The 24,381-nt window shown below is 69.8% G+C and carries 27 protein-coding genes; 19 read left to right on the top strand and 8 right to left on the bottom strand.

Features of this window, described 5'->3' with window-relative positions:
- Window positions 1-163 precede the first annotated feature (163 nt).
- Window positions 164-514: a DUF6247 family protein gene (locus tag JIX55_RS24425; RefSeq protein WP_257565452.1), complete on the top strand. Its 351-nt coding sequence runs from the start codon at window positions 164-166 to the stop codon at window positions 512-514.
- Window positions 511-879 carry a hypothetical protein gene (locus JIX55_RS24420; RefSeq protein WP_257565451.1) on the top strand — a complete coding sequence of 123 codons (369 nt, stop codon included), beginning with the start codon at window positions 511-513 and terminating at the stop codon, window positions 877-879. The genes JIX55_RS24425 and JIX55_RS24420 overlap by 4 nt, the downstream gene beginning before the upstream one ends.
- On the opposite strand, the gene JIX55_RS24415 is transcribed toward JIX55_RS24420, so the two are convergent.
- The 4 genes from JIX55_RS24415 to JIX55_RS24400 form a co-directional block, all read right to left on the bottom strand.
- Window positions 854-2,311, bottom strand: coding sequence for a HAMP domain-containing sensor histidine kinase (locus JIX55_RS24415; protein WP_257565450.1), 1,458 nt, complete (start codon window positions 2,309-2,311; stop codon window positions 854-856). The two genes, JIX55_RS24420 and JIX55_RS24415, sit on opposite strands and share 26 nt — an antisense overlap.
- Window positions 2,308-3,042 (bottom strand): response regulator transcription factor, encoded by a 735-nt coding sequence (locus tag JIX55_RS24410; protein ID WP_257565449.1) that lies wholly within the window; start codon window positions 3,040-3,042, stop codon window positions 2,308-2,310. The genes JIX55_RS24415 and JIX55_RS24410 overlap by 4 nt, the downstream gene beginning before the upstream one ends.
- Before the next feature lie 176 nt (window positions 3,043-3,218).
- Complete coding sequence (locus JIX55_RS24405) at window positions 3,219-3,419, bottom strand: hypothetical protein (protein ID WP_257565448.1); 201 nt, start codon at window positions 3,417-3,419, stop codon at window positions 3,219-3,221.
- Window positions 3,420-3,501: 82 nt separating this feature from the next.
- Window positions 3,502-4,719 carry a S1C family serine protease gene (locus JIX55_RS24400; RefSeq protein WP_306820030.1) on the bottom strand — a complete coding sequence of 406 codons (1,218 nt, stop codon included), beginning with the start codon at window positions 4,717-4,719 and terminating at the stop codon, window positions 3,502-3,504.
- A gap of 377 nt (window positions 4,720-5,096) precedes the next feature.
- Here JIX55_RS24400 and JIX55_RS24395 point away from each other — a divergent pair, with 377 nt between their 5' ends.
- A complete protein-coding gene (locus JIX55_RS24395) occupies window positions 5,097-6,854 on the top strand; it encodes a trypsin-like serine protease (RefSeq protein WP_257565447.1) in 1,758 nt (585 codons plus the stop codon).
- A 181-nt stretch (window positions 6,855-7,035) separates the two neighbouring features.
- Here JIX55_RS24395 and JIX55_RS24390 read toward each other — a convergent pair whose 3' ends face one another.
- Complete coding sequence (locus JIX55_RS24390; protein WP_257565446.1) at window positions 7,036-8,058, bottom strand: LacI family DNA-binding transcriptional regulator; 1,023 nt, start codon at window positions 8,056-8,058, stop codon at window positions 7,036-7,038.
- A gap of 106 nt (window positions 8,059-8,164) precedes the next feature.
- On the bottom strand, window positions 8,165-8,944 hold the full coding sequence (locus JIX55_RS24385) for a response regulator transcription factor (RefSeq protein WP_257565445.1): 780 nt from the start codon (window positions 8,942-8,944) through the stop codon (window positions 8,165-8,167).
- A gap of 203 nt (window positions 8,945-9,147) precedes the next feature.
- Between JIX55_RS24385 and JIX55_RS24380 the strand changes: the two genes are divergently transcribed.
- The 7 genes from JIX55_RS24380 (at window position 9,148) to JIX55_RS24350 (ending at window position 14,736) form a co-directional block, all read left to right on the top strand.
- Complete coding sequence (locus JIX55_RS24380) at window positions 9,148-10,110, top strand: alpha/beta hydrolase (protein WP_257565444.1); 963 nt, start codon at window positions 9,148-9,150, stop codon at window positions 10,108-10,110.
- Window positions 10,111-10,146: 36 nt separating this feature from the next.
- Window positions 10,147-10,401, top strand: a complete 255-nt coding sequence (locus tag JIX55_RS24375) for a MoaD/ThiS family protein (RefSeq protein ID WP_257565443.1) — start codon at window positions 10,147-10,149, stop codon at window positions 10,399-10,401.
- A 10-nt stretch (window positions 10,402-10,411) separates the two neighbouring features.
- Window positions 10,412-11,542, top strand: a complete 1,131-nt coding sequence (locus tag JIX55_RS24370; protein ID WP_257565442.1) for a hypothetical protein — start codon at window positions 10,412-10,414, stop codon at window positions 11,540-11,542.
- A 158-nt stretch (window positions 11,543-11,700) separates the two neighbouring features.
- The gene (locus JIX55_RS24365) at window positions 11,701-12,435 is read left to right on the top strand and encodes an LmeA family phospholipid-binding protein (RefSeq protein WP_257565441.1); all 735 of its coding nucleotides are present in this window, start codon (window positions 11,701-11,703) and stop codon (window positions 12,433-12,435) included.
- A 412-nt stretch (window positions 12,436-12,847) separates the two neighbouring features.
- The gene (locus JIX55_RS24360; protein WP_257565440.1) at window positions 12,848-13,687 is read left to right on the top strand and encodes a sulfurtransferase; all 840 of its coding nucleotides are present in this window, start codon (window positions 12,848-12,850) and stop codon (window positions 13,685-13,687) included.
- Window positions 13,688-13,760: 73 nt separating this feature from the next.
- Complete coding sequence (locus tag JIX55_RS24355) at window positions 13,761-14,048, top strand: DUF1416 domain-containing protein (RefSeq protein WP_009189358.1); 288 nt, start codon at window positions 13,761-13,763, stop codon at window positions 14,046-14,048.
- A gap of 418 nt (window positions 14,049-14,466) precedes the next feature.
- Window positions 14,467-14,736, top strand: a complete 270-nt coding sequence (locus tag JIX55_RS24350; RefSeq protein WP_257565439.1) for a DUF3099 domain-containing protein — start codon at window positions 14,467-14,469, stop codon at window positions 14,734-14,736.
- Window positions 14,737-14,755: 19 nt separating this feature from the next.
- Here the strand turns inward: JIX55_RS24350 and JIX55_RS24345 are convergent, their stop codons facing one another.
- The gene (locus JIX55_RS24345; protein WP_257565438.1) at window positions 14,756-15,118 is read right to left on the bottom strand and encodes a DsrE family protein; all 363 of its coding nucleotides are present in this window, start codon (window positions 15,116-15,118) and stop codon (window positions 14,756-14,758) included.
- Window positions 15,119-15,338: 220 nt separating this feature from the next.
- Here JIX55_RS24345 and JIX55_RS24340 point away from each other — a divergent pair, with 220 nt between their 5' ends.
- From JIX55_RS24340 to ygfZ, 9 genes are all read left to right on the top strand, one after another.
- Window positions 15,339-16,079, top strand: a complete 741-nt coding sequence (locus JIX55_RS24340; protein ID WP_257565437.1) for a hypothetical protein — start codon at window positions 15,339-15,341, stop codon at window positions 16,077-16,079.
- Window positions 16,080-16,201: 122 nt separating this feature from the next.
- Window positions 16,202-16,975, top strand: coding sequence for a hypothetical protein (locus JIX55_RS24335; RefSeq protein ID WP_257565436.1), 774 nt, complete (start codon window positions 16,202-16,204; stop codon window positions 16,973-16,975).
- Between the two features lie 227 nt (window positions 16,976-17,202).
- Entirely contained in the window at window positions 17,203-18,036 is an 834-nt protein-coding gene (locus tag JIX55_RS24330) for a hypothetical protein (RefSeq protein WP_443046719.1), read from the top strand.
- 238 nt (window positions 18,037-18,274) lie between these two features.
- Window positions 18,275-18,850, top strand: coding sequence for an FABP family protein (locus JIX55_RS24325; protein ID WP_257565435.1), 576 nt, complete (start codon window positions 18,275-18,277; stop codon window positions 18,848-18,850).
- Window positions 18,851-19,322: 472 nt separating this feature from the next.
- On the top strand, window positions 19,323-19,988 hold the full coding sequence (locus JIX55_RS24320) for a hypothetical protein (RefSeq protein ID WP_257565434.1): 666 nt from the start codon (window positions 19,323-19,325) through the stop codon (window positions 19,986-19,988).
- Window positions 19,989-20,032: 44 nt separating this feature from the next.
- A complete protein-coding gene (locus JIX55_RS24315; RefSeq protein WP_257565433.1) occupies window positions 20,033-21,697 on the top strand; it encodes an SAM-dependent methyltransferase in 1,665 nt (554 codons plus the stop codon).
- Window positions 21,694-22,356 (top strand): restriction endonuclease subunit S, encoded by a 663-nt coding sequence (locus tag JIX55_RS24310; RefSeq protein WP_257565432.1) that lies wholly within the window; start codon window positions 21,694-21,696, stop codon window positions 22,354-22,356. Before JIX55_RS24315 ends, JIX55_RS24310 begins: the two co-directional genes overlap by 4 nt.
- Before the next feature lie 28 nt (window positions 22,357-22,384).
- The gene (locus JIX55_RS24305; RefSeq protein WP_257565431.1) at window positions 22,385-22,852 is read left to right on the top strand and encodes a Fur family transcriptional regulator; all 468 of its coding nucleotides are present in this window, start codon (window positions 22,385-22,387) and stop codon (window positions 22,850-22,852) included.
- 10 nt (window positions 22,853-22,862) lie between these two features.
- Window positions 22,863-23,828 (top strand): CAF17-like 4Fe-4S cluster assembly/insertion protein YgfZ, encoded by a 966-nt coding sequence (gene ygfZ / locus JIX55_RS24300; RefSeq protein ID WP_257565430.1) that lies wholly within the window; start codon window positions 22,863-22,865, stop codon window positions 23,826-23,828.
- Between the two features lie 93 nt (window positions 23,829-23,921).
- Here ygfZ and dtd read toward each other — a convergent pair whose 3' ends face one another.
- Window positions 23,922-24,347 carry a D-aminoacyl-tRNA deacylase gene (gene dtd, locus JIX55_RS24295; RefSeq protein ID WP_257569462.1) on the bottom strand — a complete coding sequence of 142 codons (426 nt, stop codon included), beginning with the start codon at window positions 24,345-24,347 and terminating at the stop codon, window positions 23,922-23,924.
- Window positions 24,348-24,381: the final 34 nt, after the last annotated feature.

Raw genomic sequence — 24,381 nt, 5'->3', positions numbered from 1 at the left:
TCATGGCAGTGAATGCGATCTTCGATGAAGGGTTCGACCGACGGGCGGACGTCTCGGCCGACCCGTACGCGTCGTGGCCGGAGCCGGTGCGTGGACGAACCACGCGGGGGCGGTGGGCGTGACTATGGTCGTAGACACGGCACGACGAAGGAGGCCCTCGATCATGGCTCCCGATGCTGCGGAATCCGATTCGGTCATCCCTCCCATGCCCGAGCGGACGCCCAAGGCACTGCGCGAGGCGATCGCCACGCACACGCCCGAGCTTCTGCCCGACTTCGACGAGCACTGGAAATGGGCGATCGCCGACGCCTACGACCTCGGTCCGGTGCCGGCGTTCATGGCCCGCTGGTGGGGTGAGTACGCTCTCGCCCGCGACCCCAAGCTGGACGCACATGTGCGCGATCTCGAACACCGAGCTGCGTATGAGTGCACCGACATCACCGAAGCCAAAGCCCTCCTCGAAGAAGCGGCGAAGATTCACTACCGGGTCCGAGAACTGGAGCCCGGCGAGTGACTGATGGGTTCATGGGGCCGCCTTGGCAGGCGGACTGGCGGATCGATGCTCTCGTCACCTTCGAGGCACTGCCCGACCACGTTCGTGAGATCGTCCTCGCAGCGCGCGCCGAACTGGTCACGGCGAAAGACCCGTATTTCCGCGGCGTCGATGCTGATGCCGGACTGCCCGATGGCATGAGGGTCGTGCCGGGCCGGTCCACTGATCCGAAGGGCCGCCACATCTGCTTGTTCGACAACGGACATGGCTGGCTGAAGTACAGCTTCGTCCGCCGAACCGAAGATCCCCAGATTGTGGTCGAAGAGGTCTTCTGGCAGGAAGCTGACCCGCTTGAGTTCCCTACACCGCCTCCGGCGGAGGAGTAGCCGCCCCCGGCAGTCGTACCGTCGCCAGCGTGCCGCCGCCGTCCGCGCGGGACAACGACACCTCGCCGCCCGCCTGTTCCACCGTGCGGGCCACGATGGACAGACCCAGGCCCGAGCCCGGTAGGGCCCTCGCGCTGGGGGAGCGCCAGAAGCGGTCGAAGACGTGGGGGAGTTCGTCGGTGGGAATGCCGGGGCCGTGGTCGCGGACCGTGAGGACACCGGCGTCCAGGGCGACCTCGACCGTGCCACCCTCGGGGCTGAACTTCACCGCGTTGTCGAGGATGTTGACGATCGCGCGCTCCAGCGCGGAGGGCTCGGAGCGGACGTACCACGGTTGCAGGTCCGCCGTGATCGTCAGCTCGGGGCCGCGCAGACGGGCCCGGCGCAGCGCCGCCTCCACGGTCTCCTGGAAGTCCACCACCTGGAGGTGACGGCCTCCCTGCTGCCCCGACTCCGAGCGCGACAGTTCCTGCAAGTCGCCTATCAGTGAAGCCAGTTCGGTCATCTGGGCCTTCACCGAGGCGAGCAGCGCCTTGCGGTCCTCCGCCGGGATCGGGCGGCCCGTCTCCTCACTGCGGGTGAGGAGTTCGATGTTCGTGCGCAATGACGTCAGGGGCGTACGGAGTTCGTGGCCCGCGTCCGCGATCAGTTGCTGTTGCAGTTCCCGGGAGTTCGCCAGGGCGCTCGTCATCGAGTTGAAGGAGCGGGAGAGGCGGGCCACCTCGTCCTCGCTCTCCTCCTCCACCGGGATACGGATGCTCAAGTCCTCGGTGCGCGCCACGTGTTCGACCGCCTCGGTGAGCTTGTCGACCGGGCGCAGACCCGCGCGGGCCACGGCCAGACCGGCCGCTCCCGCGCCGACGACTCCGATGCCGGAGACGAGGAGGAGGATGAGGGCGAGGTCGTTGAGGGTGGCTTGGGTGCCGTCGAGGGGGAGAGCGACCAGGAGAGCCGCGTTGGACACCTCGCCCGTAACCGTGTTGGTGATGCTCACAGGTCGGCTCACGACGCGTACGTCGTTGCCGTCCGAGTCGGTGGTGTTGTGGTAGACGGCCTTGGTGTGGTCCGTGGCCTTGGCGACGTCCTTGTCGGTCTGGGTGACCTTGACCGTACCGGCGGAGAAGCGCAGGACACAGGGCGTTCCGTCCTCCAGGACCACCTGGAAATAGGTGTTCCGGGGGCCGAAGCGGGGGTTTTCCTCGCTCACGGTCTGGGTGCAGTAGCTGACCGCATACCCGGCCTCGTCCTGAATCGCTCCCATGCGCGTCGACTTGTCGAGTTCGTCATTGATCTGGTCGTACAGCTTCCCCTGCACGATGAACCAGCACGTCACCGACACCGCCGCCACCGCGAACGCCACCGCCGCCGCGACCAGCATCGACAGCCGGGCCCGGATCGGCAGGGACCGGTAGCGGCTCAGCACCTTCTTCACTCCGCGCCGCCTTGTCGCAGTACGTACCCGACGCCCCGCACGGTGTGGACGAGCCGCGGCTCGCCGCCCGCCTCGGTCTTGCGGCGCAGGTACATGACGTACACGTCCAGGGAATTGGAGGACGGCTCGAAGTCGAAGCCCCAGACCGCCTTCAGGATCTGTTCGCGCGTGAGGACCTGGCGCGGGTGGGCCATGAACATTTCGAGCAGCGTGAACTCCGTGCGGGTCAGCTCCACCGGCCGCCCGCCCCGGGTGACCTCCCGCGTCGACAGATCCATCCGCAGGTCCGCGAAGGTGAGCGCCTCGTCCAGCTCGGCCGTGTCGGTCAGGGCGGCCGCATACGAGCTGCGGCGCAGCAACGCGCGGACACGGGCGAAGAGTTCGTCCAGCTCGAAGGGCTTGACCAGGTAGTCGTCCGCGCCGGCGTCGAGGCCGGTGACGCGGTCGCCGACCGTGTCGCGGGCCGTGAGCATCAGGATGGGGGTGGTGTCGCCCGCGCCGCGGATCCGGCGGGCGGCGGTCAGACCGTCCATGCGCGGCATCTGGATGTCGAGGATCACCAGGTCCGGCTTGTACGCGGTCGCCTTCTCCAGCGCGTCCGCGCCGTCGACGGCGACCTCGGTGCCGTAGCCCTCGAAGGCGAGGCTGCGCTTGAGTGCGTCGCGCACCGCCGGCTCGTCGTCGACGATGAGGATGCGCTGGGGTTCGGGGGCGCCTTCGGCGGGGCTCATGGTGGTGTCGTTCCTCGGGTGGGGTCGGTTACGGGCCGGGGGCGCAGTGGGGCTCGGGTGCGTGGTCCGGTGCGGGTGTGTGTTGGCTGATCGCGTAGTTTCCCGCGCCCCGGTGGGGCGCGTAGTACCGGCCCTAGCCTTACACGTTCCCTCTGCCACGCAGTAGCCCGTAAGGATCAGCCGCGAACCGTACGGCGGTGCGGCCGTGCCGCCGTGTTGCGGCGGGCCGTCGCAGGCGCCGTCGCCACCTCGGGGGCCCGCGTCACCGGCGGGTGCAGTGCGGCCGCCACCGTGAGGGCGAGGCCCAGCCCGGCCGGGCCGCCGGCGGTCTCGACGTCGTGCGCAACCGTCTGGATCCGGGCGATCTGCGTGATCATGTCGAACTCCTTGGACTCAGCGGGACTGGAGGAGGGAGAGGAGAGGAGAGGCGAGAGGGGTGGTGTGGAGTGGCGGTGGACCTCAGTCCGAGCCGCCCGCCCGCAGCGTGCTCAGGTCGGACTTGACCGTGTTGATCGGGATGGCGAAGCCGAGGCCGACGCTGCCGGCGCTGGAGGACGTGGCGTCCGCGGCGGAGTACATCGCGGAGTTGATGCCGATGATGTTGCCGTTCATGTCGATGAGGGCGCCGCCGGAGTTACCGGGGTTGAGGGAGGCGTCGGTCTGGAGCGCCTTGTACGTGGTCGTGGAGGAGCCGGTGTCGCCGTTGAACTCCTGGCCGCCGAACTCGAACGGCCACTGGCCGCCACCGCCCTGCTGTTGCTGCTGCTGACCCTGGCTCTCGTCCGTCGAGACCGTCACGTCACGGTCGAGCGCGGAGACGATGCCGCTGGTCACCGTGCCGGTCAGGCCCTCGGGGGAGCCGATCGCCACGACCTCGTCGCCGACCTTGACGCCGCCGGAGTCGCCGAGCGTGGCGGCCTTCAGACCGGAGGCGTTCCGCAGCTTGATGAGAGCGAGGTCCTTCTTGCTGTCGGTGCCGACGACCTCGGCGGTGTAGGACTTGCCGTCGCTCGTCGTCACCTTGATCTGGGAGGCGCCGGAGATCACGTGGTTGTTGGTGATGATCTCGCCGTCGCTGGTGATGATCACACCGGAACCGGTGGACTCACCCGCGTTCGAGCTGGCGCTGATCTCCACGATGCTGGGGCTCACCGCCGTGGCGACCCCCGAGACCGTGCCCTTCTGGCTGGTCGGCACCACGCTCGTGCTGGTGGAGCTGGAGGCGGTGGTGTTCGAACCGGTCAGCTCCTGGATGCCGTACGCCGTACCGCCGCCTATCGCCGCCGCGACGATCGCCACGGCAGCCAGCAGGGCGAGCGGGCCCCGGGCGCGCCTTCTCGGCGCGGACGCGGGGGCCGGGGCGGGGGCGGAGGAGACCGGCTCGGTGAGGAGCGCGGTGGGGGTGGTGGTGTGGGCCGAGGCCGCCGCAGCGGGCTGCTCGCCAGTGGCGTACTCAGCCGAAGGCACCGACGTCGAAGGCGCCGGCGCGGAAGGGGCCGCGGCCGGGTCGTGCGCCGGCGGGGGCGGCCACTCCGGGTTCACCGGGGCGGAGGCGTGCTGCTGCTGGAGGTACGTGGGCTGCTGCTGGGTCTCGCCGTCGGCGTACCCGGAGTGCTGCTGCTGGTCACCCTGGAAGGGGTTCTCGTACTCGCCGCTGCGGCGGAAGCTCTCGGTCATGACTCAGAGCTTGCCGCCCGACCATGAGACCTTCCTGAGTGCTCCCTGAGAAGCCCGCCAGAACCTCGTATGCCTCATGTAAATGCGCGGAGGCCCCCGCCCGTAGGGAAACAGAGGGTTGCCGTGCGGTGATGTTGCGGAACGCGGCGTCCGAATACTTGTCCGGCTCCTTCCGGCCCCTGTGATTCCTGTGTACGGCGGGACGTACGAGTCCTACGATCACCCAGCCGGAGGGGGGCTCCGCGATACGACCCGTGGCCGGGACAACCGGGACGCGGGGGCGGTCGGCGTCGTACGCCCCGCTCGGGCTGCCACGACACCCACCCGCACCCACACCCACCCGCACCCACACCCACCACGCATCCCAGGAGCCCTGAGTGATACGTGCCTTCAAGGCACTTCCGGCCGCCGCCCTCGCGCTCGCGCTGAGCGGCGCCGGCGTCCTCGCGGCGCAGCCCGCGACAGCCGCCGACGAGTCGGACCGGCCCACCGTCACCCTCGACCAGCCCGCCGCGCCCAAGGCCTCCGCCAAGGAACTCCGCCAACGCGTGATCAAGGCGGCGGAGGACCAGGCGAGACCGGCGACGGACGACTCCACCGACGCATCCGAGAACTCGTCGGACGCCTCGAACCAGTCCCCGTTCATCATCGGCGGCAGCGAGACGACCATCTCCGCCGCCCCGTGGATGGTCCAGCTCGCCTACTACGACTCGACCACCGACGAGGGCTACTTCTGCGGCGGCACCCTGGTCGCCCCGAACAAGGTCCTCACGGCCGCCCACTGCCTCTCGGGCCTCGACTGGGCGGCCAACGGCGCGGTCCTGGCCGGCACGACCGACCTGTACGACGACACGACCGGCACGGTCGCGGGCGTCCTGCGCCAGTGGGAGCACCCGAAGTACGACGAGAACACCATCAGGAACGACGTCGCCGTTCTCACCCTGGACCGCCCGCTGCCGCAGAAGTGGCTGCGCCTGGCCGCGTCCAACGACAGCGCGCTCTACACCGCGGGTACCAGCGCCACGGTGTACGGCTGGGGCCTGACCTCCGGCGGTGCGGACGCCCAGCTGTCCGCGAAGCTCAAGAAGGCGACGCTGCCGCTGGTCAAGGACACGACCTGCGACAGCGCCATGAAGTCGGTCCTCGGCACGGACTACTTCGCCGAGGGCTCCATGGTCTGCGCGGGCACCCCGGCCTCCGGCGGCGACGAGGGCACCACGAGCACCTGCAACGGCGACTCCGGCGGTCCGCTCGTGGTCGGCGGCAAGGTCGTCGGCATCGTGTCGTGGGGCGTCTCGGGCTGCACCGCCAAGGGCGCCTACCCGGTCTTCACCAAGGTCTCCGCGTACACCTGGGCCGCCCAGCCCCGGATCGACGACACCGACCTGTCGTACGACGGCCGGGCCGACCTCCTCGCCCGCACGCCCTCCGGGAACCTCTTCCAGCAGGACAGCAGGGGCACGTCGCTCGCCGCGCGCGCGTACCAGGGCAACGGCTGGCAGAACGCGAGCTGGGGCATGCAGGCCGACCTGGACCGGGACTTCTACCAGGACCTGATCATCCGGGACAAGAACGACGGCAAGCTGTACCGCAGCTACATGAACCACTCCACCTGGGAGTGGAACTGGATGCAGATCAGCTCCGTCTGGGGCGGCTACAAGTCGTACGCCATCCCCGGTGACATGACCGGCGACGCCCTCCCCGACCTCCTCGCCCTCGACGCCGGCGGCTCGGTCTACCTCTACCCGGGCAAGGGCAACGGCCAGTTCAACACCAAGATCCGCGTGGTCAACCAGGCCTGGAAGGGTGCCAAGCTCCTCGGCCGCGGCGACCTCTCCGGCGACGGCAAGCCCGACCTCCTGGTCCGCTTCTCCGACGCCTCGCTCTACCTCTACAAGGGCACCGGCAAGGCCTCGGCCCCCTGGTCCCCCCGCATCAAGGCCCGCACGGGCTGGAAGTTCACGGCCTACGTCACGAACGGCGACGTCACCGGCGACGCCATCGCCGACGTGATCGCCCGCGACTCCGGCGGCACCCTGTGGCTCTACCCCGGCACGAACAAGGCCTCGACGTCCCTGTTCGCCAGCCGCATCAACCTGGGTACGGGCTACAACCAGTACAACGCGCTGTTCTAAGAGCGCCGATCGCCAAGGGCCCGCGCCTCGTTCTGGGGCGCGGGCCTTGGTGCGCGGAGCAGGAGAGGGCAACCGCCTGCGGTTGCTTTCGAGGGGCGCGGGAAACTGCGCGAACAACACGACGGACCCGCGAACAACACGACGAACCCGCAGTCAGCAGCCGACCCCGAGCCCTACGGCGCTACTCGCAACCGCACGACCGCCGTACGACCAGCTTCGACGGAAACAGCTTCACCCGCTCACCCCGGGACCCGGCCACCCGAATCCCGTCATCGAGCACCAGATCCACCGCCGCCCGAGCCATCGCCGTACGGTCCGTCGCGATCGTCGTCAGCGGCGGATCGGTCAGCGCCGCTTCCTTGACGTCGTCGAACCCGGCCACGGCCAACTCGCTCGGCACCTCGATACGCAACTCGCGCGCCGCCCGCAGCACACCTATGGCCTGGTCGTCCGTGGAGCAGAAGATCGCCGGCGGCCGATCCGGCCCGGAGAGCAGTTCCAGCGCCACCTTGTACGCGTCGTACCGGTTGTAGAGCGCCTGGAAGAGGCGCCCCTCGGTCGGGATCCCGGCCTCGTCCATCGCGCGGCGCCAGCCCTCGACGTGGTCGGAGACGGGGTCGCCGACGAGCGGCGTCTCGGCGATGCCGCCCATACAGGCCACATACGCGTAGCCGTGCGAGAGCAGATGCTCCACGACGAGCTTCGCGCCGCCGAGGTCGTCGGTCACCACGGCCACGTCGTCGATCGCCTCGGGCCGCTCGTGCAGCAGCACGACCCGCGCGTCCCAGGCGTCTATCTCGGCGGCGGCGTTGTCGTTGAGGGCGTGGCTGACGAGGATCAGCCCGGAGACCCGCATCCCGAGGAACGCCCGCAGATAGTGGACCTCGCGCTCGGCCACGTAGTCGGTGTTGCCGACGAGCACCATCTTCCCGCGCTCGGCGGCGGCCTGCTCGACCGCGTGGGTCATCTCCCCGAAGAACGGCTGGCGCGCGTCCGGCACGATCATGCCAATGAGATCCGTGCGCCGGGAGGCCATCGCCTGGGCGACCCGGTCGGGCCGATACCCCAGTTCCTTGATCGCGGCGAGGACACGCTCGCGCGTGGCCGGGGCAACCGGCCGGGGTCCGTTGTTGATGACGTAGCTGACGACGGCGGTCGACGTACCCGCCAGTCTTGCCACGTCATCCCGAGTCACCTTGGCCACGCGCGGAGTCTACGCGGATGGAACGCCCCTGGGCAGGGCGTACGCCGGCTTCCCTGCGCGGGAGCTGGGCGTACGGCACCCGCCGGGAACCCGATGGGGTCGGTCACTACGCCTCGGCCGCGATCTCGGCGGTGTCCAGGGGCACCGTCTCGTCCGCATCCGCCGCCTTTGACGGGGCAGCCTTGGCCTTCGCGTCGTCGCCCGCGCGCTCCGCCTTCTCCGGCGTAACGAATCGATAACCGACGTTACGGACGGTCCCGATCAGCGACTCGTGCTCGGGGCCGAGCTTGGCGCGCAGCCGTCGAACGTGGACGTCGACCGTCCGCGTACCGCCGAAGTAGTCGTAGCCCCAGACCTCCTGGAGCAGCTGGGCGCGGGTGAAGACGCGGCCCGGGTGCTGGGCGAGGTACTTGAGGAGCTCGAACTCCTTGAAGGTGAGGTCGAGGACGCGCCCCTTGAGCTTGGCGCTGTAGGTCGCCTCGTCCACGGAGAGATCGCCGTTGCGGATCTCCATCGGAGAGTCGTCGTTGACGATCTGCTGCCTGCCCATGGCCAGCCGCAAACGCGCCTCGACCTCCGCGGGACCGGCTGTGTCGAGGAGTACGTCGTCGATGCCCCAGTCGGCGGTGACGGCGGCGAGACCGCCCTCGGTGACGACGAGGATGAGCGGGCAGCCGGGCCCGGTGGAGCGGAGCAGCTGGCACAGGCTGCGGACCTGTGGAAGATCACGGCGTCCGTCGATCAGGATGACGTCCGCACCGGGGGTGTCGACGAGAGCGGGGCCTTCCGCCGGAGCCACGCGCACGTTGTGCAGCAGCAGGCCGAGGGCCGGAAGCACCTCGGTGGAAGGCTGGAGGGCGTTGGTCAGGAGCAGCAGAGAACTCATACGTCTGGTTCCTCCTCGGTCCCTGCGAGGACGTTAGCGGCACTGCGACTGCGCTGCGGAGCTGCACAGTGTTCTGCTCTGCGATCCCGGGCCCGTACACCTGCGGTCACCTGGCGTTTCCCGCTCGTATACAACGCTACCGAAAGCACAAAAGGACTCGGGGGCTACGTTGCCCGAGTCCTCTGTCCAGCAGAATAGCCCACATGAGTGCTGGTCCGGCAGGTCATGTGACGCGATCTTTCGACATTCCGAACTCTGAGACGGCCGATCGAACCGTTTCGCGGCCGCCCCGAGGCCCTTTGCGCAGGTTTCTGCGCACTGACGACGGGGTGAACATCGAGGCTGTATACGACCCGAAGGCCGTTGTATACAAGGGCTCCGACGGCACCGGAACTCCATCCTCCGGCCACCTCGCCGTCGTCGTCGCCCACGGCTTCACGGGCGACGCCAACCGCCCGCACGTTCGAAGAGTGGCCGAGGCCTTCGCCCGGTACGGGTCCGTCATCACCTTCTCCTTCCGCGGCCACGGAAGGTCGGGCGGCCACTCCACGGTCGGTGACCGCGAGGTCCTCGACCTCGCGGCGGCGGTCCGCTGGGCCCGCGAACTCGGCCACGACCACGTCGCCACGGTGGGCTTCTCGATGGGCGGCTCGGTCGTCCTGCGCCACGCGGCGGACCCGGACGCGGGCACGGACGCGGGCACGGGCACGGACGCGGTCGTCTCGGTCAGCGCCCCCGCCCGCTGGTACTACCGGGGCACGGCCCCCATGCGCCGCGTCCACTGGCTCATCACCCGCCCCACCGGCCGCCTCCTCGGCCGCTACGGCTTCCGCACGCGCATCCACCACCGCGACTGGAACCCGGTCCCGCTCTCCCCGGTGGAGTCCGTGCCGCTCATCGCGCCGACCCCGCTGCTGATCGTCCACGGCGACAGGGACGGCTACTTCCCGACGGACCACCCGGAGATGCTGGCAGCGGCGGCGGGGGAGAACGGTGAGCTGTGGCTGGAGAGGGGGATGGGGCACGCGGAGAACGCGGCGGGGGAGGAACTGTTGGAGCGGATCGGGGAGTGGGTGACGAAGACCGTGCCCCGTGAGGGGCGCGGGGACCTGCGCGATCAGCCGCCGTCCACCCGCGGTTTTCCCACGACCCCGACTCCCCCGTAGCCTGAACCACGTCACGACTAACCAAGAGGAACGCAGATGCCAAAGGGCACCGTCCGCTACTGGGCCGCCGCCAAGGCGGCGGCCGGCATCGCCGAGGAGCCCTATGACGCGGCCACCCTCGCGGACGCCCTGACCGCGGCCCGAGAGCGACACCCCGGCGAACTCAGCCGCGTACTGCGGCGATGCTCGTTCCTCGTCGACGGAAACCCCGTGGGCACCCGTGAACATGAGACGGTACGTCTGGCCGAGGGCGGCACGGTCGAGGTGCTCCCGCCGTTCGCAGGAGGGTGACCCCCACATCATGAGCAACCAGCCGTACGGGCACGAGGGCCACCAGGGACACCCGGGCTACGACGCGTACCAGCAGCCCCAGGCGCAGCCGGAGTGGCAGGGCTACGACGAGAGCCAGCAGTACACCCAGCAGTGGGAGGGCCAGACCTGGGAGACCCAGAGCCAGCCCCAGACCCCTGCCGCTGCCCACCTGACGGAGGCGGCGTACCTGCCCTCACAGGCGGACGGCCAGTACGCGCAGTACGGCCAGTACGCGCAGCACGGCCAGTACGCGCCCCAGCCTCAGGCCCAACCCCAGGCCCAACCCCAGGCCCAGCCCGGGACCGCCCCCGTGGCGGAGTCCGAGCCCGGCTACGGCCCCCCGACCGTCACCGGCAACACCCGGGTCACCGACGCCCAGCGGGCGCGGGCCGAGGGCCGGTCGCCGATCATCGAGCCCGGGATGCAGCCCGCGGCGATCACGGCCGTACTGGGCCTGCTGCTGGCCGGCGCCGCGGCGGTCGGCGAGTACGCCCTCGCCGTACCCCTGGTGATCCTGCAGGCCGTGACGGCGGCGGGCTGGTTCCGGCTGAACGGCATGTGGCCGGCCCGGCAGGGCATCGTGCTGGCGTTCGCGGGCGCGCTCGCCGCGGACGTGGCCCTCCTGGCGGCCGGCCGGGAGCACGCGCCGGCCGCGATCCTCGGGACGCTGGGCGTGTGGGTGCTGCTCGCGATCGTGCTCGGGCTGCGCAGCCACGCGGACCCGGACGAGCGGATGTACGGCCTGATGGCGACGGTCGCCTCGGCGGCGCTGTCGATCATCGCGACCGGGTACCTGGCGGCCGTCGCGGACGCGGTCACGGTGGGTGGGATCGCGGTGGCGGTGGCCGTCCTGGCCCGCGCCCTGCCCCTCCCCACACCGGCCTCGGTGGTCGTGTCCCTCCTGGCGGCGACCGGCGCGGGCCTGGCCGTCGGCGGCGCGACCGACCTCGGCACGTCCGGCGCGCTCCTCGGCGCCGCCGCCGCCCTCTGCGCCCTCATCGGCCACCGGGTGGCGAGCTACGACTACCCCTCCCGCTTCGTCCACTTCACCGCGGGTGTCGCCCTGCCCCTCACGGCGGCGGCCCCGGCGGTGTACCTGCTGGGCCGTGCACTGGGCTGATTGACGGGTGGGGGCGGCGGGGGCCAAAACCCAGGAGGCGCGCCCACCCGCCCTGTCACAGGTGATCAACAAGGCGCACGAACCCATCCCCAGGCCTCTCCCGGCCCGATTAGTCTCGGGACGGACCGTCGAGTGGACTACGTGGGGAACACCGAGACATGCGCGCACTGCGAATACTTGTCATCGTCGCCGTGATCCTTGGCGGCCTCTTCGTGGTCGCCGACCGCGTGGCCGTCGGGTTCGCCGAGGACGAGGCGGCCGAGCAGCTCAAGACCAGCGAGGGCCTGGCCACCACCCCCGAGGTGTCCATCAAGGGCTTCCCGTTCCTGACCCAGGTCGCGAGCGGCGAACTGGACGACGTCGAGATCGGCATCGAGAACTTCGAGGCGAGCACGGGCAACGCCGACGAGAGCATCCGCATCGCCGACCTGAGGGCGAACATGCGCGGCGTCGCCTTCTCCAGCGACTACTCCTCCGCCACGGCCGCCAGCGCCACCGGCACCGCGACCATCGCGTACGACGAACTCCTCAAGGCCGCCAAGTCGGAGCCGACCGATGCCGGTCTCGGCTTCACCGCCCGCGTCGTCGGCCTCTCCGACGGCGGCAAGGGCAAGATCAAGGTCGAGGTCGAGATCGACCCGCCGGCCCTCGCCCCCCAGACCGTCTCCGTCCTCAGCACCGTCAGCGTCAAGGGCGACACGGTCGAGGTGAACGCCGACTCCCTGCCCACCGTGGGCGGCCTCGACCTCGCCGAGAACGCCGTCCGTTCGATCACCGACTTCCAGCAGGCCATCGACGGCCTCCCCGGCGGTATCAAGCTCGACAAGGTCGAGGCCGCGCCGGACGGCGTGGACATCACGGTGAAGGGTTCGAACGTCAAGCTCGCCGGGTAGGACGACGAACGGCGTCCACGTACCGGCGGGCCGTCCGAAAGGCGAGACGCCGCCGTCCGTACCGTAGATGTGAGGACGGCTACACGGCCGCGCGGCCCGGTCGCCGCAGCCCCGACGCCTCACTCATCCCACATTCCGGACGATCGCGTCTCACCATACGACATGCCGGTGACACGCCCGCCCGTCCCTCCCTACGATCGACAACCATGAAGCGACAGGCGGACCTCACGAAGCGGCGGGCAGTAGACCTGTGCCGCGTCGCCGCCATGCTCTGTCGCACTTTCTGAGCGGCAGCCCCGACTGTCGCGTTTCCCGTCGCCCTGCCCAGCCAGGGGACACTCGTGCGCGCCCGGCCCGACCGCTGTCAGGCGCCCCGCACGCCCCGCCGCAACTGCCCCGGAGGAGAAAGAGCATGAGCCGCAGCGACGTCCTGGTCGATGCCGACTGGGTCGAGGCCAACCTCGACGACCCGAACATCGCCATCGTCGAGGTCGACGAGGACACGACCGCGTACGAGAAGAACCACATCAAGAACGCCATCCGGATCGACTGGACGAAGGACCTCCAGGACCCGGTACGCCGTGACTTCGTCGACCAGGAGGGCTTCGAGAAGCTCCTGTCGGAGAAGGGCATCGGCAACGACACCCTCGTCGTCCTCTACGGCGGCAACAACAACTGGTTCGCGTCGTACGCCTACTGGTACTTCAAGCTCTACGGTCACGAGAACGTCAAGCTTCTCGACGGCGGCCGCAAGAAGTGGGAGCTGGACGCCCGCGAGCTGGTCGACGAGGTTCCGGTCCGCCCCGCGACCGAGTACAAGGCCAAGCCGCAGAACACCGCGATCCGTGCCTTCCGTGACGACGTGGTCGCCGCGATCGGTTCGCAGAACCTGGTCGACGTGCGTTCGCCCGACGAGTTCTCGGGCAAGCTGCTCGCCCCCGCGCACCTGCCGCAGGAGCAGTCGCAGCGTCCGGGCCACGTCCCGTCCGCCCGCAACATCCCGTGGTCGAAGAACGCCAACGACGACGGCACCTTCAAGTCGGACGACGAGCTCAAGGAGCTCTACGCCGAGGAGCAGGTGGACCTGGCGCAGGACACCATCGCCTACTGCCGTATCGGTGAGCGCTCCGCGCTGACCTGGTTCGTCCTGCACGAGCTGCTGGGCGTGGAGAACGTCAAGAACTACGACGGCTCCTGGACCGAGTACGGCTCCCTGGTCGGCGTCCCGATCGAGCTCGGCGCCAACAAGTAAGCCCAGTAGTAAGAGCTCAGCCCGCAAACCCCGACCGGCCTTCCTTCCGGTCAGACCTCTCTTGGAGAAAGACATGTGTGGAGCGAAGGCCGGCGGCCCGGACGCCTCGACGATCAAGCCCGGTGAGACCACGATCCAGGGTCAGGTGACCCGCGACGGCGAGCCGGTGACGGGCTACGTACGTCTGCTGGACTCGACCGGCGAGTTCACCGCGGAGGTCCCGACCTCCGCGACGGGCCAGTTCCGCTTCTACGCGGCCGAGGGCACCTGGACCGTGCGAGCTCTCGTCCCCGGCGGCACCGCCGACCGTACCGTCGTCGCCCAGAAGGGTGGCCTGGCGGAGGTCGCGATCGCCGTCTGAGGCAGTCCTCCGACAAACGGCTGAGGGCCGCACCCCGGGTATCCAACCCGTGGGGTGCGGCCCTTCGCCGTACCCGGACTTACGCTGAAGTCATGTACGCCCGCCGGCGCCACCGGCTCTCCCTGACGGGTCCCTCGCACTGCTGCGCAGGCTTCGGGGCCCTGCGCCGGACTCCGTCCGTCGGCGGTGGGCGGGGCCCGGGTGTGGGCTTGTGTGGGTGTTCGGGATCGTGGGTCGCGGACTTACGCTGAAGTCATGTACGCCCGCCGGCGCCACCGGCTCTCCCTGATGGGCCCCTCGCACTGCTGCGCAGGCTTCGGGGCCCTGCGCCGGACTCCGTCCGTCGGCGGTGGGCGGGGCCCGGGTGTGGGCTTGTGTGGGTGTTCGGGATCGTGGGTCGCGGACTTACGCTGAAGTCATGTACGCCCGCCGGCGCCACCTCTACTTCGCCATGATGGGCACGTGCCTCGTGCTCTTCGTCCTGGCCTGGGGTGTCGTACGCCTCTGGTCGGTCCCGGTCGCCGTAGGCATGTGTGTCGTCGCCATGGTCATCCCGCCCCTCGCCGCCGTCGTAGCCAACCGTCGAGGCCCCGACGACCGCTGGTGGGACGATCCCTCCGGCGACCCGAAGTCCGACGAGTGGTGGGACGAGCTGGACGGCAAGAGGCGGCCGAGGCAGCAGCCTTGACCGTCGATGGGCGGGCGTCTCAGTAGACGAGCGCCTGCGTGTCGTCCGCCAGGGTCTCCTGCACGAACACCTGCGCCCCTGCGATTCGTACGCCCTTGATGACGTCCTGCTCGGTGATGTCGCGGCGGGCGGCGCACTGGGTGCACAGGGTGAGGCGGCCGCCGGCCAGGACCGAATCGAGCAGGTCGGGGAGCGGGGCGGCGTGCGGGAGTTCGAACTCGGCGGCGCGGCCCGGGAGGGCGAACCAGGCGGACTCGCCGGTCAGCCAGAGTGAGACGTCGACTCCGCTGGCCACGGCGACCGCGGCCACCGTGAAGGCCTGGGAGCAGCGTTCGGGGGCATCGGCCCCCGCTGTCACCTTGATCACGAGCTTCTTCGCCATGGCCGAATCGTAGTCCGAATCGTAATCAACCCCCGCGCAACCCGATGCGTGGGCCACGGGTCTCCTGTGCGCGGATACGGAATCCGCGCTTCACGTTCTGTGGGGGATCGCCTTGGAAGTCGCGGAAGTACCTGAAGTGCCGGAAGAGCCGGAAGAGCCGGAAGCGCCGAGAGTCTCGGAAGCGCCCGATGCCGCTGAGGTGGCCGCGGCGCCGACGGAGGTGGCTGAGGCTCCTGTTCCCGCCGACCGGCCGCGGCGGCGGCGTGGGCGTACGGCGGCGCTGATCGCCGGGGCGGTCGCCCTCGGGCTCGTGGCCGGGACCTGCACCGGCTTCCTCGTGCAGGCCGACCGGGAGCCCACCAAGCTGCCCCCGCTGTCGCAGCCGGTGCTCGCGCAGGCGAAGGGGAAGGGGCCCGAGCCGCTCTCGGCCGAGCAGGACCGGAAGGTGCGCACCGACGGGGACCTGCGTGAGCTGCTGCTGAAGAAGCCGAAGGGCGCGACCGAGTCCGGGACCCTGTCGGGTGACGACGGCTGGCTGGACATGGCCGGCTACGCGAGCTTCTACGACGAGCCGGACGGCGCGTTCACCTCGCTCGTGGAGGAGGAGTTCCGCCGGGTGGCCGTCACGGGCTGGCGGGTCGGCAGCACGTTCCAGGTGGAGATCCGCCTCGTCCAGTACCACCAGGAGGAGTTCCTCGGCGCCTCCGACACCGCCGACGACGCCTACTACTGGGCCCTCGAAGAGGACGACACCGACAGCTGGCCCATCCCCGGCACCGGCGACGGCATGGCCTACGTCCACAACCAGCCCGAGAGCGAGCCCGGCTACCTGCCCTACTACACCGCCGAGGCCCACGCCTGGCGCGGCGACATCGCCCTCGAAATCTGGCTCACCGACACCAAGCCCATCCCCAAGTCCAAGATCCTCGACGTGGCCGAGCGTCAGATGGAGCGGCTGTGAACGAGACTCCTCCGAAGGTTCCGGCCGATACGGCGGGTGAGCGCGATACCTCCCACGCACCCGCGGACGATTCCGCCCAGCCGCAGCTCCCCGGCGGGGGTCCGGGGGCGCAGCCCCCAGGGATGGGAACGGGTAAGGGCGGCGGGGGCGAGAAAACACCCCGTCGGCGCGGCCGTATCGCCGCCATCGCGGCCTGCGCGCTGCTGCTCGCCACCACCATCGGCGCCGTCGGCCACACCGCACGGACCGTCGACGCCGCCGACCGCGACCCGGGCGCCCCCCTCTGGAAGTTCCCGAAGGCCACGGCCGAACAGAAGAAGGCCCCCGACCGGACCGGCCTCGCCGCCATGCTCGTCCCGTATGACGATGACGCCTGGACCCGAGGCCCCGACATCGGCGAGTTCGGCTCGGACGCCGTGCTCAGCGGAGCCCAGGCCACGGACCTCCGCAAGGAGTCCCTCCGCGACCTCCCGCGCTCCCAGCGCCGCCAGCTGGAACGGCAGATCGACCGCCAGGACATCCAGGGGATGGCGATGCGGAGCTATCTCGGGCAGGCCGGGTCCCAGTCCTCGGAGGACCAGTTCACCGCCGGCGTCGAACTGGTCCAGATGAACAAGGGCGCGGTCAAGGACATCGCGACGTTCCAGAAGGACTTCCTGGAGATCCTCGACGTCTTCCGCAAGGGCCCGAAGATCGAGGGTCACAAGAACGCGAACTGTTTCCTGCCGCCGAAGGACTCCGACGTCAAGCTCGACGCGGTCTTCTGCATCGCTGCCCAGGGAGACGTCCTGGTCACCGTCGACGCGTACGGCGTCAAGCCGATGGACACCAAGGCGGTCGCCCGGCTCGTCCGCGAGCAGCTCGACCGCATCGCCGAACCGGGGGAGGCGGTATGACCGACCAGCAGACGACGACGGACCGGGAAGGCCCCGCAGCGGACCGGGAACAGGCCCCGCCCGCCGACCAGCGAAACCCGACGACCGCCGCCGAGCAGCCGACAGCCGTACAGGACCCGGCCACGCCCGCCGAGACCCCGGCGGGCGTACCGGAACAGTCGGGCGCCGACGACGAGCAGCCCACCCCCCAGCCGTCGGCCGTCGTACCACCGGCATCCGCACCCCCCATCCCCGAAGCACCGCTGTTCCCGCCCCCGCCTCCGCCCCTCCCCACCGCACCTCCGGTCAAGAAGGACCGCCGCGTCCTCCGGGCCGTCCTGCGCTGGACCGCCGCCGTCGTCGTGTTCTCGGCGGTCGGGGTGACGGCCGCGATCGGGGTCCTCGGAATGGAGCGGACGGACGTGCCGGGTCTGGCGACGGAGTCGGACGGACGGTGGGAGTACCCGACGCTGACGAAGCCGGCGTTGCCGTCGGGCAGCCCGGGTCCGTTCGCGGAGACGAACAAGGCCGGGGCCCACCACGCCGACCTGCGGGACCTCGTCCTGCCGGCCCCGAAGGGCGCCAAGGTGGACGCGGCGCTGCGCGGCGAGGACGGGTGGCTGGCCACCAAGGACTTCCTAGCGGAGTTCGCACCGGAGGACGACGCCGCCGAAGAGCTCGGCCAGGTGCTCACCGACTACGGCGTACGGCACATCGCCGCACGTGGCTGGACCATGCCGGACGGCACCCGCACCCGGATCTACCTGCTGCAGTTCAACACGGCGGCCCTCGCGGACGAGGTGTTCTCGCTCGAACTGACCGGCTACAACAGCCCGCGCTACGACCTGCGCGGCACCGACGGGACCATCTCCCGGGACGAGGACTTCCCCGTACGTTCCGAGCTGGTGGACATCGAGCGTGCCGCGTACGTCGAGAGCAAGCCGTACGGCGAGGAACAGGTGCGGCAGGCGTATCTCTCCGCCGCCGACACCCTCGCCGTGGTCGTCCAGTCCGGAAAGGGCACCACCGAGGCGATCCCCTTCCAGCAGACAGTCGTCCTCCAGAGCCAGTTGCTCGACTGAGCAGAACGCAGAAGACAGAACCTGGCGAACCGCCCCGGGCCCCAGCCGCGTAAGCTGGGGCCCGGCCTTGTGTAGTACCGAACCTCCGCTCATCCGAGGAGCACCCCGTGGAGATCTTCTTCGAAGCACTGCTGGTCCTGGTCTGCGTCGGCGTTCTCGCCTTCACCGGTCTGGCCGTGAAGAAGCTGTACCAGGGCCAGCGCTGACCCACGTCAAGGACATCCAGGAACCGCCACTCATGATCGAGATCCCGTCCGACCTGCACAAGGACCTCGTCCCCCTCGCCTTCCTGCTCGGCGACTGGGCGGGCGCGGGCGTCCACGACTTCCCCGGTGCCGAGAAGTGCAACTTCGGCCAGGAGGTCACCTTCACCCACGACGGCCGGGACTTCCTGGAGTACCACTCCCACAGCTGGGTGCTGGACAAGGACGGCAACAAGGTCCGCCCGCTGGAGACCGAGACCGGCTTCTGGCGCGTCGACGCCGACCGCAAGGTCGAGATCGTCATGACCCGCGACGACGGTGTCGTCGAGGTCTGGTACGGCGAGCTGGCCAAGCAGAAGCCGCAGATCGACCTGGTCACGGACGCGGTCGCGCGTACGGCGGCCTCGGGTCCGTACAGCGGCGGCAAGCGGCTGTACGGCTATGTGCACAGCGACCTGATGTGGGTCGGCGAGAAGTCGACCCCCGACGTCGAGCTGCGCCCCTACATGTCCGCGCACCTGAAGAAGGTCGTCACCCCCGAGGACGTCGAGCGCTGGGCCAAGGCCCTCCCGGACGACATGCCGGACGACGGCATCGCCTTCTTCAAGTAGGCCCAGTGAGCCCGGTTCACCCGTTCCAGATGATGTTGCGGGCATAGACGCACTCGTGACGGGGGATCGCGAGGATGCGCTCCACCTCGGCCACCATGCCAACAGGCAGTCCCCCTGTTGGGCGAGGGAATGGTGGCGCAGCGTCTGCCGCAACCAGTTATCAGTGGTCGTTATCAGCGCCGTGCCGCTTGTTAATGCCGATCAGGGGTTAACAGATAAGCGAGTATTGCAGTGCGCTTGCGCCGCCCTGGGAGTGGTGGCTAGAGTGACGGATGTCTTCGAGGGGGCGGGCTCCGCAGCGTCACGAACGCACGGAGCCCCGACCGCAACTTGACTGCGGTCGGGGCTCCGGAGGCCGTGCCCTGGGCGGCATGCATGCAGAGGCGGACCCAGAACGTTCGTGTTCGACCGTAGCACGACGCATCCGCAGATGCATCACCGTGTGGTGACGATCACCAATGGAGGGGGAACCATGACCAGTCGCCTGCCCGCGTGGATGCTGACAACCTTGTCGCTGCCGCGACTGCGGCGCTACATCCGGGCCGCTCGGGGTGATGCCCGCACGGCATCGCGGCTGTACTGGTGGAATGTCGAGGTCTCGGCCGCACTGTTCGGGCCCTTGCACTGTCTGGAGCTGGCGCTGCGCAACGCCCTGCACCAAACGCTTGCACGCCATCACGGCAGGCCGGACTGGTGGACGGTCGCGCCGCTGAGCGACCGGGGGGCGAAGCTGGTCGACGACGCGCACCGCTCCTGCCGACGGCGTCTGTCAAGGACGACCGCGGACGACGTGGTCGCGGAGCTGTCGTTCGGCTTCTGGGTCTCGCTGCTCAGCCATGCGTCGGGCTACGACCGGAGCTTCTGGGTGCCCGCGCTGCACCAGGCGTTCCCGCACTACCGAGGGCGCCGTCGCGACCTCTACGACGGCCTGTCCTCCCTGGTCCTGCTGCGGAACCGCATCATGCACCACGAGCCGGTCCACCATCGAGACCTCGCCGCCGACCATGCCAAGATCTACCGTGTGCTCGGCTACCTCAACCCGGAGTTGGCCAAGGAGGCGCAGGCCATGGACCGGTTCCCGGCCGTCCTCGCCGACCGGGGCGATGTCCTTCGCGGCACCCGGCCGCCCCAGTTCTGATGGACCGGCTCCGTATCCATCGAGTCCCGAACCCGGGAGACACTGTGACCGATCGCGCCAAAGGGCCGGGCGCCGACAGCAGTACAACCGTCGACGTCGACGCCGTTGAGTTCGCCGGCCGACTCGTCTCCAGGTCCGACATCGCCCGGCTCGCCGGAGTGAAGCGCCCCGCCGTCAGCAACTGGCAGCGGCGGTATCAGGACTACCCCGCTCCGGTGAGCGCGGAACCGGAGTTGTTCATGGCCGGCGAGGTGCTGGCCTGGCTGTCCTCGCGGACCATCCCCGTCAACGCTCTGCTCCCCGGCGAACCGACCGGCATCACCTACGGTGACCGCTTCCGGGCAGGGCTGACAGGGGGCAAGGCCGGAGGGTTGCTGGCCGCGGTCAGAGAACTCACTGGGCCTGGGGCGGAGCGTATGCGCGGGTCCGTGCCGCTGCCGCTCTACCTCGACTGGCTGCTGTACCTCGTCTTCTGCGCCATCGTGGAGGCGGACGGAGGGGAAGCGGGTCGGCGCAGTTGGATCCAGGCCGAACGTGACGTCGACCTCCCGGAACAGAAGTACCCCGGTGGCCTCCCGGCCGCTCTCCAGGACCGGCTCGAACGCAATCCTCCCCGTTCCGCCGAGGAGAGCCGCCGGGCCTTCGATCTCGTCCTCGCCCTGCTGCGCGATGCCGACGCACACGAGGGGGGCGACTTCCTCACGCCGCCGTCCGTCGCCCGGGTCATGGCGGGCGCCCTCGCCGCAGTCGCACCCGCCGGGGCCGTACCGCTCGACCCGTACTGCCGTACCGGAGAACTACTGACCGCGTACCTGGACGCCACGGCCGGAGAGGGGAGGAGCGGACCGGGACCGCGTGAGGTGCGTGGCCGGGTTCTCCACGATCGCGCGCGGCGGATCGCGGGGATGAACGTCCGGGTACACGGCGCGTACGGCGGCGAGCTGGCCGAGGGGCCGGTCACCCCCGCTCTCTCCCCGTTCTGTGACCCGGAGGCGAGCTGTGAGGTGGTGATCACCAACCCGCCCTTCGGGGGCAGGGTCCCGGACGACGTGTCTCCTCGTTACTGGCTGTACGGCCGGGCCCGGCGTACCGAGTTCGACTGGCTCCAGTACGTCGTCTCCCGTCTGGCTCCTGACGGACGCGCCGCGGTGCTGATGCCGGCGGGGGCCTCCTTCAACGCCGGTGCCTCCCACACGGTGCGGTCGGGACTGGTCGAAGCCGGGGCTGTCGAGGGCGTGATCGAGCTTCCTGGCGGGCTGTTCACACTCACCGGCGTCAAGACGCAGATCTGGTTCCTGCGTGCCCCCGGTTCGCAGGGGGCGGTGGACCGCGAAGTGCTGTTCGTGGCGGGCGCGCACCTCGGACACCAGCTCGCCCGGACCCAGTGGGCTCTGTCCGACGACGACATCGCCCGGCTGGTGGGGGAGTACGTGTCCTGGTACCGGACCGGTGTGGCAGGGCGCTCCTTCGAGGGCACCCCGGGCCTGAGCCGGGCCGTGCCGGTGTCGGACATCGTGGAGCACGGCCACAATCTGGATCCCTCGCGTTATGTCCGGCTCCCCGGCCCGACCTCGGTCGCCCCAGCGGCCGGCCCCGCCGAGGTCCGGGACCGGCTGGCGAGCCTGGCCGAGGAGATCGCGACCCTGCATGTTCGGGCGGATGCGGCCGAGGCCGAAGCGGCCCGATGGCTCGGGAGGTACGGACTGTGACGACGACCGAGGGGACCAAGGGTTTCGTGCCACCGGCCGGCTGGTCGAGTTGCCTGCTGGGGGAGCTGTGGGCCTCCATCCAGGCCGGGCCGGGCCAACGTACCGAGGACAAGGGCCTCACCCAGGCGGATGGCGGCGTCCCCGTCGTCCTGCCGCGTGACCTGCGGGGTCGGCGCATCGTCACCGAGGAGGCCCCGGCCGTACCCGCGATCCCGTGGGACCGGGCGCGGACTCTGGCGAAGTACGAACTGGCCGAGGGAGACATCCTCATCACCCGCACCGGTACCGTGGGCCGTTGCGCACTGGTCACCGGGGAGCACGCAGGCTGGCTGTTCCACCCCAACCTGGTACGGCTCAGGCTGCCCGGGGCGGGAGGGGTCGAGGCCGCGTATCTCGCGGCCTATCTGAGCGCGACCACGGCACAGGACTGGATCAGGACACGGACGGCCGGGGCCGTCATCCCGTCACTGAGCATTCGCACCCTGGGTGAGCTGCCCGTCCTCGTGCCGTCGGTCGCCGAGCAGACGGCGATCGGTGCCACGCTCGCCGCCCTCGACGACAAGATCCAGGCGTATGCCGAGATCACTCGCGCGACTCGTGCGTACCGCAGTGTGCTCGCTGACGCCTTGATGAACGGTGTCCTGTCTGCCGAGCCATGACTCCGCCTCCCCGCCCTAGACTGGGCGTGTGGTGAGCACCGACTGGAAGAGTGACCTCAGGCAGCGCGGCTACCGGCTGACGCCGCAGCGGCAACTCGTGCTCGAAGCCGTGGACACCCTTGAGCACGCGACCCCTGACGACATCCTCGTGGAAGTGAGGAAGACGGCGTCGGGGGTCAACATTTCCACGGTCTACCGGACCCTGGAGCTCCTGGAGGAGCTCGGGCTGGTCAGCCATGCCCATCTGGGGCACGGGGCGCCGACGTACCACCTGGCCGACCGGCACCACCACATCCACCTCGTGTGCCGCGACTGCACGAACGTGATCGAGGCGGATGTGTCGGTGGCGGCGGACTTCACGGCCAAGCTGCGCGAGACGTTCGGCTTCGACACGGACATGAAGCACTTCGCGATCTTCGGCCGCTGCGAGGACTGCTCTCTCAAGAGCTCAACCACCAAGAATTCAACAACCAAGAGTTCAACTACCGAGTCGTAGGCTTAGACGTATGAAGAGCCCTCTGCTGTCCCTGCCCGGAGCCGTTCCCGCCGAGGGCGTGGACGAAGATGTCGCCGCCCACTACGGCGACCTCTTCCGAGAACAGCGAGCCCTCGCCGACGGCGCCGGATTCGTCGACCTCTCCCACCGGGGTGTCATCGCCGTCTCCGGCGAGGACCGGCTCAGCTGGCTGCATCTGCTGCTCACCCAGCACGTCAGCGAACTCCCCACCGGCGAGGCCACCGAGGCGCTGATCCTCTCCGCCAACGGTCACATCGAGCACGCGCTGTACCTGGTCGACGACGGCACGACGGTCTGGGCCCACGTCGAGCCCGGCACCCAGGAGGCGCTCCTCGCGTACCTGGAGTCGATGAAGTTCTTCTACCGGGTCGAGGCGGCCGACAGGACGGACGACTTCGCGGTCGTCCACCTCCCGGCCGGTTCGATCGCCGAGGTCCCGAAGGGCGTGGTCGTGCGCGAGACGCCGTACGGCCGTGATCTCTTCCTCCCGCGCACGGACCTGGAGTCGTACGCCGAGAAGACGGGCCCCGCGGCCGGACTCCTCGCGTACGAGGCGCTGCGCGTCGAGCACCACCGCCCCCGCCTCGGCTTCGAGACCGACCACCGCACCATCCCGCACGAGCTCGGCTGGATCGGCACGGCGGTACATCTCCAGAAGGGCTGCTACCGCGGCCAGGAAACCGTCGCCCGCGTCCAGAACCTCGGCAAGCCCCCCCGCCGCCTCGTCTTCCTCCACCTCGACGGCAGCGAGGTCCACCTCCCGCCCCGAGGCGCGGAGATCCGCCTCGCGGACGACGGCCCCGAAGGCCGCAAGATCGGCTTCATCACGACCTCGGCACGCCACCACGAACTGGGCCCGGTGGCCCTGGCCCTGGTCAAACGCAACGTGGCGACCGACGCGAGGCTGCTGGCGGACACGACGGCTGCGGCGCAGGAAGTGGTCGTGGAGCCCTAGGTAGGTGGTGGGGCGGGTGGGCACAGCGGCATCCCGTACACGCCGGGTGGCGCCCCCTCCCCCCCCCCCCGCCCCGCGACAGCTCGGGGCGCCCTACATCTCCAGCAGCACCGTGAACGGCCCGTCGTTCGTCAGCGACACCCGCATCTTCGCCCCGAACCGCCCCGTCGCCACAGTCGCCCCCAACGCCCGCAACTGCGCGACGACCTCCTCCACCAGCGGCTCGGCGACATCGCCGGGCGCCGCCGCGTTCCAGGTGGGCCGCCGCCCCTTGCGCGCATCCCCGTACAACGTGAACTGGCTGATCACCAGCAACGGCGCGTCCACATCACCGCACGACTTCTCGTCGTGCAGCATCCGCACGGACCACAGCTTGCGCGCCAGCTGCGCCGCCTTCTCCTTGGTGTCGTCGTGCGTCACCCCGACGAGGACGCACAAACCCTCGCCCTCGATCGCCCCGACCGTCTCACCGTCCACGACGACGCTCGCGCCGTCGACCCTCTGCACCACCGCACGCATGCCGACCATCATGCCGCCGACGTCCATCGGCCGT

The sequence above is a fragment of the Streptomyces sp. DSM 40750 genome (assembly GCF_024612035.1).
In the GTDB taxonomy this organism is placed as follows: Bacteria; Actinomycetota; Actinomycetes; order Streptomycetales; family Streptomycetaceae; genus Streptomyces.
Note: the sequence above shows the minus strand (reverse complement) of the source record. Positions and strands in the feature narration are given on the sequence as shown.